Below are 10,860 nucleotides of genomic sequence, written 5' to 3' on the forward strand. Positions count from 1 at the left end.
AACGTCAAGGGCACGTTTGTCGGCGACAAGAGCAAGACCGTCTACGGACAGTCCGGCGTCACACTCTCGGTCTCGGTGGCCAAGGGTCACACCTGGACCGGCACGATCACATATTCGGCCAAGCTGAGCGAGTCATACCTCATCGCCTCTGCTGAGGAGTCCATCAGCGGCTCGATCTCCTACGCTAAGACCACCACCGTCACCCTTGGCGGGTCGTGGCAAGTGCCGAAGAATCAGAAGGATGGATGGCTCGCCCTCGGTTCGAAGGGCTACTCCTTCAACTGGGAGCACGGTTCCTACAATGGTGGCTGCAAGTGGATCGTCTCAAGCCATGGGACCGCCAAGCTGCCGGCGACCTCGCCCTACATCGCCCACTCGTGAGTTGAGGACGATCTGATGAAGCCTTCCCTGCCGGCTGTCGGTCTGTCGGCCCTGGCACTCCTTACGGCCTGTTCCGGTGGCGCTCACCCTCAAGCGACCGCCACCCACGGTGCGACGACAGGGGCTGGCGCGGCGACGACTCCGGGACAGATCCCGACGTCCCCGGACCACCTTCCCAATCCGGTCCAGTCCTCGATCCCTGTCGGTTCGAAGACCCTGTACACCGGGTCGGGGCACGGCGCGGGCGGTGTCACGCTTCCCGCGTCAGCGGGGAAAGCCTCGTCCATCAAGGTGATGTGGACATGCGCCGGCCCCTCCAAGTTCAACATCACCGCCGCCGGAAGGACCCTCGCCGGGTCCCAATGCGGTGACGGGAGTGGGGTGTTCACCGCAGAGATACCGCACGCCAACATGCACGAACTGGCTTGGAAGTTCGCAGCGGCCGATTCGGTGATCTGGCGCATCGTCGTCATGCAGCCGCCCGCGAACTGAAGCAGTCTTGATGAAGTCAACTCTCTGCGGGGATGGGAGCTTTGGCGGGTGTTGTGGTGATGCCGGAGATCCTGACGGTGCACTGACCCGCCAGAAGACCCGTTTCCAAGGATCAGCAGCGAACTTCACCCAAGCTGCTTAGCGGGTCAACCTCCGTAGCATCACGATGGCCTCTGCGGCACTCGACACGATGAGGTCGGACTCGCGGAGGCCATCGACCCATTGACGGCCGCCAGCCACCCAAGCGGTCCGCAGTCCGGCCGCTTGTGCCCCCGCTACGTCCGTCGCAGGGTTGTCGCCCACCAGCCACCCTCGGGCACTGAGCGGGACGCCACAGGCCGCGGCTGCGGCATCAAAGAGGGCGTGCTCTGGCTTCCGTACTCCGACACCTTTGGAGATGGCGACTCCGTCGAAGAGCCGGGCGAGCCTGGTCACGTTGAGAGAGATCGAAGAGCGCCAGCACACGGCGGACACTACCCGCCCCGCCCGATGTGGTAGCAGCATGGCCCTGACCTTGGGGAACTGTCGGCCGAGCATGTCGGCGACGGTGTCGAGCTGGGCCCGGACGGCTGCTGCGGTGGGCTGGGCGAAGATCGTGCGGATGGTCGCCGCCACCATCTCGGCACAGTCCTTCGGGATCACCGCAAAGACATTGCGCAGGAAGTGAACCCGGCACCTTTGGTAGTCGGCGCCGAGCATGACCTTGCGCGCGGCCTTGACCAGGCCGCTGTGGTGGTCAGCGATGACCAGGCGGACTCCGGACAGACCCCGCTCGCGCAACGAGCGCAGGAACTCGGTCCAAAACGCCTCGGTCTCGCTGTCACCGACCATCAGGCCCAGCACCTCGCGTCCGCCATCCTCAGTGATGCCGGTGGCGATGACCACGGCCTGGGACACGATCTGGTGGTTCACCCGGGCCTTGCAGTAGGTCGCGTCCAAATACACGTAGGGGAAGCGGGTATGGTCCAGCGGCCGGGTGCGGAAGGCGGCGAGTTCGGCGTCCAGGGCGGCGCAGAGCCGGGAAACCTCGCTCTTGGAGATCCCGCTGTCCGCTCCCAGGGCCTTGACCAGGTCGTCCACGCTGCGGGTGGACACCCCGTGGACGTGATCCGGCGGCGGCGTTCGTGAGGACGCCGCCGTGCTTGCGGGGCTGCCCGCCGCGCGGCCCGGAGCGGCGGGGGCCTGCGTCGCGGAGCATGACCCGGTCCGAGCGGAGCCGGCCGACGAGTTCGACGGGTAGGTCGGCCAGGAGGTAGGCGAGACGGGTCACGTCGTAGCCGGCGTCCGTCACGATCAAGATGTCGGGCATCCAGGGCTGCCAGTGTCCGGCCTGCTTGAGGCGCGCGACGACTTCCCGGAGCTGGGCAGCGGTCACCGCGATGGCGTCGTCGGCCGGGCCCAGCCGGATCGCGTCCAGCACCGCCGTCCAGGACGTCCGCCCGCTCTCCAGGGCGGCGACGATCGAGTATGGCCATCCGGGGATCATCTGGTCCGCACTGCGGCCACGACCGTAGACGTGGCAGAACAGCAGGTCCGCGCTGGTGGGGGCGTCCGGGCGCAGCCAGTTGCTCACGTCGACGGCCAGGACGATCCGTCCGTCGGCGGCCCTGGGCAGCGGGGTGGAGGCCAGCAGCCGACGTAGCCGGGTCGGCTCCAGCCAGCCGTTGTTCAACGCGCCGTACATCGCGCCGTGCCCGCGCGGATGCTCGGCGAGCAACGTGAGTTCGGGCAGCGAGGTGACCGGACCATCCGCGCACAGCAAGGCGTCCGTCAGGTCGAAGAGAGCGTCCGCGCGGGCGTAGAGGCAGTCGTAGAACTCAACCCGAAAGCGGGACAAGATGCCCAACGCGTCACCTGGGGGCGCGTCGACGGGGACACTCATGAGCAGCGGCCGTTCTCTCGTGCTTCGTTACTCGACATCTCGAAGCGTGGAGAACGGCCGCCCCCGCTGTCCCCGGAAGAACCGCAGATCAGCAGGTCGGGTGACCAGCGAGGTTAAACATCAAGAGAAGGCCGCGACCACCGCCGGCCTGGTCGTCTCCACCAGGGTCCGCTTCGGGTTCACCGCCGCTCCGGGCACCACCGACGACGTCCGGATCCGCGACATCACCCAGGCCCTGCCGCCCGAGTTCGCGCACCGCCTGTTCACCGCGCGGGGAGCAGGGCGCCACCGAACGGCAGCTCCAGCAGATCGCGGCCGAGGGCCTCGTGCAGATGTACTTCCGCGGCGACAACACCCGCGGGCACGGCCTGGGCGTGGAGTTCACCGACATCGAGCAGTTAGAGATCGAGCTGTAGTCGAGACAACGACTGGTCCCCGACATTGCAGCTGCCGGGGACGAGTCGTTCGCATCCTACGGAAGGGCCACTGCTGTCAGTTCGTGCGCCGGCATGGTGACGTGTCCATCAGGACAGCTGTGGTGCAGCAGTCGCGGTGACGGCCCGAGACCGAACGCCTCCAAGCCGCGAGGGGCGTGGTGTTCTCCAGGTCGGCGAGAGCGTTCAGCGTCTGCTCGGTGGCGGTGACGACGGCCGGATCGGGCAGGTCCGGGTATGCGGCCCTCCGCACGCCGGCCGCGGTCTGCTTGCTGGCTGCTCGTTCTCCTCAACAGCTCAGCCGCGCGCCCGAAGCCCGCCAGTCCGCGCTGCACGTCGCAGGTGGCGGCGTCGGCGATGGCGAGCACCGTCAACTGGCGTCCGGCCGCGCCCGGCTGGCCCTTCCTGCAGTAGACGTTTGGCGGCGGTCGCGGAAACTGGTGCCGTTGTTCCCAGTAGGTAGGGCAAAAGTCCGGGGGCGGCCGCCGGTACACGCCAAGCGGCAGCTGACTGGCCGCGGTGGCGACTTCAAAAGAAATTTAGTGGGCAACTATAACGCCAGTCTGGGTATCAGCCTGGCTGGGACCTCTGGCGGGTGATTCGTCATGTCGGTGCCGCTACACCCATGCCTTGACTGTGGATTTGCGGTGCAGGTTCCGCAGGTTATGTGTGAGTCTTATTACGTTGGTTTACTTCTGACGTCGTTTTAGGATCACGGTCGACCACTTATTTTTGCTTTACGTCTGTGTGCACCGGGGGGCTGCAGATGTTATTCCGTCATGCCGTCACCCGTGCCTGGAAAGGAATCCGGGTGACTCCTCGCATACGCAGGATGCTCCCGCTCGCGGGGGTTGCTGCCGTCCTGGCCCTGGCGGGCACACCGATGCTCGCTTCTGCGGACCCGCAGCCGCCGTCAGGCTCTGACACGCCGCCGTCCGCGGTGGAGGACTTCGCCTACCCGAACGCGGACCAGATCGAGCATGACAAAGGCATCAAACTCATCAAGGGCGACGGGCACATCACCCTTGCCGCGTGTGATGAATCAGCCCAGCGGATCCGGGTCCTCACGGTGCAGGGTCAGGGCGGGAACCCGCAGGGGGCCTACTGCTTCAAGGCGACAGCCAAGACCGGTTACCTCACGTTGGAGCTCCCGCACGTCATCGCGCTGGAGACCGCTGATCATCCGATCAGCGCGGATCTGAAACCGCAGGGGGACCCGTCGGCGCCGGTCAAGACAGTGAGCGTGGCGAAGAACGGCTATCAGAGCGTCGGTGAGGGGACCGCCGGGGGTGCGTCCACTGTTCTGGTGGAACTGCGCGTCACGGGCTGACCGTCCGACCTGCCTTGCCTTCTCATCGATCTCACATGAAACGGGGAACGTTCATGTCTGGCTTTCGTCCGCGCACGGCGCGGACTTCCGGTCTGATCGCCGCTACGTCGCTGGCTGCCGCCGCCTTGTCAGGCACGCCCGCGTCCGCGGTGTCGGGCCCGCAGGCTTCTGACGCGGTGTCCACCGCCACCGCACGGCTTGACATCGGCGGGCAGCACGGCTGCTCGGCCACCCTGGTGGCCCCGCAGTGGCTGCTGACGGCCGCGAGCTGTTTCACCGACACCCCGGGCGGCCCCCTTGCCCCCGGCGCGCCGAAGCTGAAGACGATGGCCACCATCGGCGGCACCGCTCAGCAGGTGGTGAACCTCGCGCCTCGTGCGGACCGGGATGTGGTGATGGCGCAACTGGCCAAGCCGGTCAGCGGTGTCACCCCGGTCCCGGTGGCGGCCACGGCACCCGGTGTGGGCGATGAGGTGCAGGCTGCGGGCTATGGCCGCACGCACGAGGAGTGGGTGCCCGATCAGGTGCATGCCGCCGCTTTCACTGTCCAGAACGTCGGTGCCACTACGGTCGATCTGGCCGGAAAGTCGGACGGCGCCGCCGTCTGCAAGGGGGATACCGGTGGTCCGGTGCTGAGCACTGCCGCCGGTCATGCGGCTGTCGTCGGGGTCAGCAGCCGGTCATGGCAGGGCGGTTGTCTGGGCACTGATGCGTCCAAGACCCGTACCGGGGCGGTGGCGGCCCGTGTCGATGATCTGGCGGGCTGGGTCCAGCAGGTCGTGTACAGCACGACCTTCGCCAGCGCGCCGTGGAAGGACGCCGTGGCCATGACTGCGGGCTACTACACCGGCGGCTCCGCGGGCAGCGCCAGGCGCATGGATCTGATCGTGCTGTGGAACGACGGGGAGGTCACCCTCTACCAGGGCGGCGACAGCAACGATCCCGGCCACCCCTTTGCCGCCGAGTACCAGCTGGCGCCCCGCAAGAGCATCTGGACACACGCCGTCTCACTCACCGGTGTCAACGCCACCGGCAGCGGCACGGACGGGCTCGTCGTGCGCTGGGACGACGGCGAGATGACCCAGTACACAACGGTGGACGCTAAGGGCTTCCACGGCGAGAAGCAGCTCGCCCCGCGGAACACTCCCGCCTGGAAGAACGACGCACGTCTGCTGACCGGCGGCCGCTTCACCCCGAACGGCCACCGCGACGACCTGCTGGCCGTCTGGAAGGACGGCCACGTCTCCGTCTTCGCTGATCTGGCGGCCAACGGGCTGAACAAGCAGACCCAGATCGTCGCCAAGAACACCACCACCTGGCCCTACGCCGGCCAGCTGACCACCGGGTTCTTCACCGGCAATGCCACCGACGACCTGCTGGTGCGCTGGGTCGACGGCGAGACCACGATCTACCCGGGCCTGGCCGGCAAGGCCCTGCCAGGCGAGGACGAGATCCGGCCGAGGAACTCGGACTGGAAGGACGCCGCCGCAATCGCCGCGGGCGCCTTCACCGCCAACACCACCGCCAACGACATCCTCGTCCGCTGGAACGACGGACACGTCAGCCTCTTCACCGGCGTGGACGCCAAGGGCCTGCACGACGAAGTCCGACTCGCACCAGCCAACTGACTTTCCACACACCGTTCGAGGGACCGGTCCGCGGAACACCGACGGGCCGTCCCTCGGGCCCGGCCGCGCACGGCCTGTGATCGGTGCAGGTCCCTGTGCGAGCCGGTGCATACAACCCCCCATGAAACATGAGACGAATCGAGTCCGCAGTGAGACATCCTCGACGCCCGCGGCGCGTGGCGGCAGGGACACAGCACGCGGTGCGCGCGCTGTGTCTGGGCCTGCTGCCCAGCGCGCTGGTACTGGGCCTGCTGGGACCCGCACCCTCCCCGGCCACAGCCGATGGGACCCCTCCGACAACCGCAACCGGTAGTCCGCTTCCGGACACCGACCGTGCCAAGGTGGTGCGGCTGTGGGAGACCGGCGGGCCCGGCGTGCGCGCCGCCGCTGAAGCCGCCCTCGTCGGCGGTGATGACGACGTCCGGAACTTCCTGGCTCAGGCCTCCGACATCCAGTTCCAGGACGAACGGGTGGCTACCGCTCAGGTCGCCAGTGTCGGCGGGACCTACCTGCAGCAGGCTGCCCGCACCGCTCTGGACAGCGACTCGCCCGCCCAGGTGCAGGCGTTCTTGAAGGACGGCTGGAAGGCGCCGCTGTTTCAGGACCAGCGTATCCGGGTCGCGCAGATCATCGATGTCAGCGGCCCGTTGGTGAGAAAGGTCGGCGAGGCCGCGCTGAACGGCACGCCTGAGGACATCAAGAGGTTCCTCGAGAACGACCAGTACACCGAGCGGGAGCAGGACGAGCGCGTCCAGACGGCGCAGATCATCGATGCCGGGGGGCCGAACGTGCGGGCGGCCGGTATTCTCGCGATCAACGGCAGCGCTGACGACATCCACGAGTTCCTGCAGGTCGGGCAGTACGTGGCCCGCGCGCACGACCAGGAACACGCCACGATCGCGCAGCTGGCCGATCAGGCGGCGAAGGCGGGCAAGCTGGCCGGGCAGCAGACCCAGGCCGCCAAGGACGCCTCCGCCCGTGCGGTGACCGCTGCGAAACTGGCCAAGGAAGCCGCTCAGAGGGCCGCCGCGGAAACGCAGGCGGCGCAGAAGGACACCCAGCACGCGGCGGCATCCGCCGCCCGTGCGGCGAGCGCCGCCCAGCAGGCCGCCACCGCCGCACAGACCGCGATCGACGCCGCTGCAGCTGCCACCGATGCCGCCCGCGTCGCGGCCAACGCCGCCTCGGCCGCCGCCGCGGCCGCGGACGGGGCCGCCGAGGCAGCCTCCCAGGCCCGTGACGCCGCCGCGAACGCGGCCCTCGACGCCGGCCAGGCAGGCGCCGCACGCAAGGCCGCCCAAAACGCACGAGACGCCGCCGCGGGCGCCCACGCCGCCGCCCAGGCCGCCGATTCGGCTCGTACCGCCGCTGCGTCGGCTGCGGATGCGGCCAAGGCGGCCAGCGGCGCCGGCAGCAACGCCAACGACGCCGCAGACGCGGCCGACCAGGCCAACTCCTACGCCGACCAGGCCGGAGCCCACTCCGCCGAAGCGCAGAACGCCGCAGCCGCCGCGCACCGCCACGCCCGCGAGGCCGGCCGCGCCGCCGACGCCGCCCAGGCACTGGCGCAGGAAGCCGCCTCCGCGGCCGGGGAGGCCCGTGACGCCGCGAACGACGCGGCCACGCATGCCGAGAACGCGGCCAAGGCCGCCGATGACGCGGCCAAGCACGCGGGTGAGGCGGCCACCGCTGCCAAGCAGTCCGCCGCGCATGCCAAGGAGGCCAAGAAGGACGCCGACGTGGCCAGTGCGGCGGTCGCCAAGGCCCAGAAGGTCCACGACCTGGCGGTCCGTATCGACGCCGAGCAGCTGACCGCCCGTACCAACGAGGCCATCGCCCGCGCGCGGGACCTCAAGGCCCAGGAGGACCAGCGCACGGCGGCACAGCAGGCAGCCGTACAGCAGGCCAAGGACCTGCAGGCCGAAGCGGCCAAGCTGGCAGACCAAGCCGCCCAGCCCGGCGCCGACCCCGCGCAGATCGCTCCTGAAGCCCGCAAGGTGGCCCTGGCCACCGCCAAGACCGGCCGGTCCTGGAGCCAGTCCGCCGCCCTGGTCGCCCTGGCCGGCACCGAGCAGGACATCACCGCCTACATCCGCACAGGCCGCCAGGACGCCAGCGCCCAGGACGATCGCCAGGACGTCGGGCACCTTGCGCTAGTCGCCGGCTCGGCCGACGTGCGCGCCGCCGCCGCTAAGGCGCTGGAGGGCGACGACTCGGCGGTGAGCGCGTTCCTGGCCAGCGGCCAGTACGAGGTGATGAAGCAGGACATGCGCCTCGTCGTCGCCCGGACCATCGCCAACGCGGGACCGATCGAGCAGCAGGCCGGACGCATCGCACTGAACACCGACACGACCGACGCCCTGCGCCAGTTCATCACCACCGGCGACTCCCAGGCGCGCACCCAGGACGAACGCGTCCGCGCCGCCCAACTCGCCGACACCAACAACAAGAGCAACGGCCCGCAGGTCAGGGCCGCCGCGCGTATCGCTCTGGAAGGCCCTTCCGACCTGCTGCACGCCTTCATCACGGTCGGTCAGTACAAGGCCCAGCGGCAGGACCAACTGGGTGCCACCCACGAGGGGCAGATCCAGCAGCTGATCGCACAGGCCGCGGGCATCGCCGCCACCGCCCAGAAGAACGCCGCCGAAGCGGGCAGGGCAGCAGCCAACGCCGCCAAGGCAGCGGCCGAAGCCGAGGGCTACCGCAGACAGGCCCAAGCAGCCGCCAACGACGCCAAGAAGTACGCCACCCAGGCCAACGGCTACGCCAACCAGGCCGAACAGTCCGCCAAGGACGCCGCCGTCTCGGCCAAGACCGCCCGCGGCGCACAGCAGGACGCCGAAAACGCCGCAGCCGACGCCCTCACCTCCGCGACCTACGCCCGTTACTCGGCCGACTCCGCACGCAGCTCCGCCGACTCGGCCTGGACAGATGCCCAGCAAGCCCGCGCCTCCGCCACGGCAGCCGGTAAGGACGCCACGGCCGCCGCGCGGGCGGCGACGGAGGCCTACCACACCGCAGTCGTCAAACAGCAGCAGGAAGAGGCGCGGTTTCGACAGTTGGTCGAGGAACAGCGGAAGAAGAACAGCCAGCAGGATCAGGACGACGGCAGCTGGATACCGGGGTGGCTCAAGGACACCGTCAACACAGTCAGCCCCTATGCGAAGGCGCTCTGGGACAACAGCCCGCAACTCGCGGCTGACCTCATCGAGAGCGTTGGCGGCGCCTTCCTGGCGGACATGGGAATCACGGAGGGCATCGTAGGCGGAGGCGGCGGACTCTTCCTATGCCCCGAGACACTGGGTGCCGGCTGCCTCGAAGCAGTCGCGGCGGTCAGCGGCGGTATAGCCATGACCGGAGGTGGCCTCGGCCTGGCCAACGACGGCGTCCACCGCTTCAGCGACGACCTCGACCAAGCCCTCCGCGAAGCCCGAGAAGAACGCCCTGCGAAAGAGACATGCACCCAGTGCTTCGTCGCTGGCACCAAAGTACTCATGGCCGGCGGCCTTGCAAAGAACATCGAAAGCGTCAAGGCCGGCGACACCGTAGTCGCTACCGACCCGCTCACCCGGAAGACCGCGCCACGCAAGGTCGCACGACTGATCATCACCGACGGCGACAAACACTTCGACGAACTCACCCTCAACACACCCGACGGACCCCGCAAGCTCACCGCCACCTACGAGCACCCGTTCTGGAACCCGACGGAACGGCGCTGGGTCAAAGCCCATGACCTCCGAGCCGGATCCATCCTGCTGAGCAGCGACGGAAGCACCGTCCGTGTCCAGGCCAACCGTGCCTTCGACCAACGAGTACGCACCTACAACCTCACCGTCGAAGACCTCCACACGTACTATGTACTGGCAGGAAATACGCCGGTATTGGTGCACAACAGCAACTGCGATCTCGTCGGCCCATCGAGAGCCACGCATATTCTTGATGGCGACGCCACCGGAGGCGGCCATCGATACCCTGGGGCGCCTGGGAAGACTCCGTTCCCTCAAGGGTGGAGTGACGAACAGATCCTGAACAACATCTCCGAGGTGGCCACCGATCCGAAGTCAACGTGGACGTGGCAGAGGGGCGCTACGGGTTCTACTTTTACTAAGAAGGGCCTACCCTCTAGGGTCGCAATTGTCGGCACCGCAGACGGCGTGCAGTTGCGTGTAATCTATGAGCCTGCAACTGACACAATCATCACGGCGCATCCCTGGCCCTAAGGCATGGCAAGGTAAGCGCGGTAATCATTGACTGTACGGCCCCTGGCTCCGGCTAGGGGCCGTGCGGCGGAAGGAGCTTGGGCAAGATGAGCGAAGCATTTGATGCCGTCAATCGCGAGGCATCGTGGGATCGGGCGAGAAACGCTCTCGAAGCCGCAGCCGCTCTTCTTGCGTCGGGCGAATCGAGCGAGGCTCTGGTTGAATTTCGAGTCTTTCTCGCTCGCAACGAGTTGGAGCTCGCATTCGATGAGCTAGTTGCGATCGGGGATGACCTGGAGCTGGATATCAGGTTCTGGTTGCTGCTCGATTCTGCAGCTCGCGAAATGCGGCTGTATTCGGCGACGGTAGATGTTCCGCACCTTACGAGTGCGGATCTTTGCAGGCGCCATATCGCGGTTCATTCGGAGTCGTCGGACCGATAGGAAAAGCACCTGTAGAAACCCAAGGGCCACACCGGAGCGAGTCGTTCCGGCGTGGCCCTTGGACACTTTGC

Annotated in this window: 8 protein-coding genes and 2 pseudogenes; 6 read left to right on the forward strand and 4 right to left on the reverse strand. The window is 67.8% G+C overall.

Annotation, left to right across the window (positions count from 1 at the left end; translation table 11 throughout):
* A partial coding sequence (locus AC5WS8_RS38400; protein ID WP_496108114.1) for a hypothetical protein occupies positions 1-381 on the forward strand: 381 nt, incomplete at its 5' end.
* Positions 382-675: 294 nt separating this feature from the next.
* Positions 676-873, forward strand: a complete 198-nt coding sequence (locus AC5WS8_RS38405; protein ID WP_496108115.1) for a hypothetical protein — start codon at positions 676-678, stop codon at positions 871-873.
* A gap of 138 nt (positions 874-1,011) precedes the next feature.
* Here the strand turns inward: AC5WS8_RS38405 and AC5WS8_RS38410 are convergent, their stop codons facing one another.
* The 4 genes and pseudogenes from AC5WS8_RS38410 to AC5WS8_RS38425 form a co-directional block, all read right to left on the reverse strand.
* A complete protein-coding gene (locus AC5WS8_RS38410) occupies positions 1,012-1,377 on the reverse strand; it encodes an HAD family hydrolase (RefSeq protein WP_496108121.1) in 366 nt (121 codons plus the stop codon).
* Positions 1,372-1,980, reverse strand: a pseudogene (locus AC5WS8_RS38415) (IS256 family transposase); the annotation flags it as partial. The pseudogene AC5WS8_RS38415 and the gene AC5WS8_RS38410, both read right to left, overlap by 6 nt.
* Positions 1,981-1,990: 10 nt before the next feature.
* Positions 1,991-2,755 (reverse strand): annotated as a pseudogene (locus AC5WS8_RS38420) (transposase); the annotation flags it as partial.
* Between the two features lie 492 nt (positions 2,756-3,247).
* Positions 3,248-3,442, reverse strand: a complete 195-nt coding sequence (locus AC5WS8_RS38425) for a hypothetical protein (RefSeq protein WP_496108116.1) — start codon at positions 3,440-3,442, stop codon at positions 3,248-3,250.
* Between the two features lie 558 nt (positions 3,443-4,000).
* Between AC5WS8_RS38425 and AC5WS8_RS38430 the strand changes: the two genes are divergently transcribed.
* The 4 genes from AC5WS8_RS38430 to AC5WS8_RS38445 all read left to right on the forward strand — a co-directional run bounded on the left by AC5WS8_RS38430 (position 4,001) and on the right by AC5WS8_RS38445 (position 10,789).
* Positions 4,001-4,519 carry a hypothetical protein gene (locus AC5WS8_RS38430; RefSeq protein WP_496108117.1) on the forward strand — a complete coding sequence of 173 codons (519 nt, stop codon included), beginning with the start codon at positions 4,001-4,003 and terminating at the stop codon, positions 4,517-4,519.
* Positions 4,520-4,572: 53 nt separating this feature from the next.
* Positions 4,573-6,147: a trypsin-like serine protease gene (locus AC5WS8_RS38435; protein ID WP_496108118.1), complete on the forward strand. Its 1,575-nt coding sequence runs from the start codon at positions 4,573-4,575 to the stop codon at positions 6,145-6,147.
* Between the two features lie 176 nt (positions 6,148-6,323).
* A complete protein-coding gene (locus tag AC5WS8_RS38440; RefSeq protein ID WP_496108119.1) occupies positions 6,324-10,367 on the forward strand; it encodes a polymorphic toxin-type HINT domain-containing protein in 4,044 nt (1,347 codons plus the stop codon).
* 86 nt (positions 10,368-10,453) lie between these two features.
* Positions 10,454-10,789 (forward strand): MafI family immunity protein, encoded by a 336-nt coding sequence (locus tag AC5WS8_RS38445; RefSeq protein WP_496108120.1) that lies wholly within the window; start codon positions 10,454-10,456, stop codon positions 10,787-10,789.
* Positions 10,790-10,860: the final 71 nt, after the last annotated feature.

This window comes from Streptomyces sp. PTL18, from assembly GCF_059510295.1.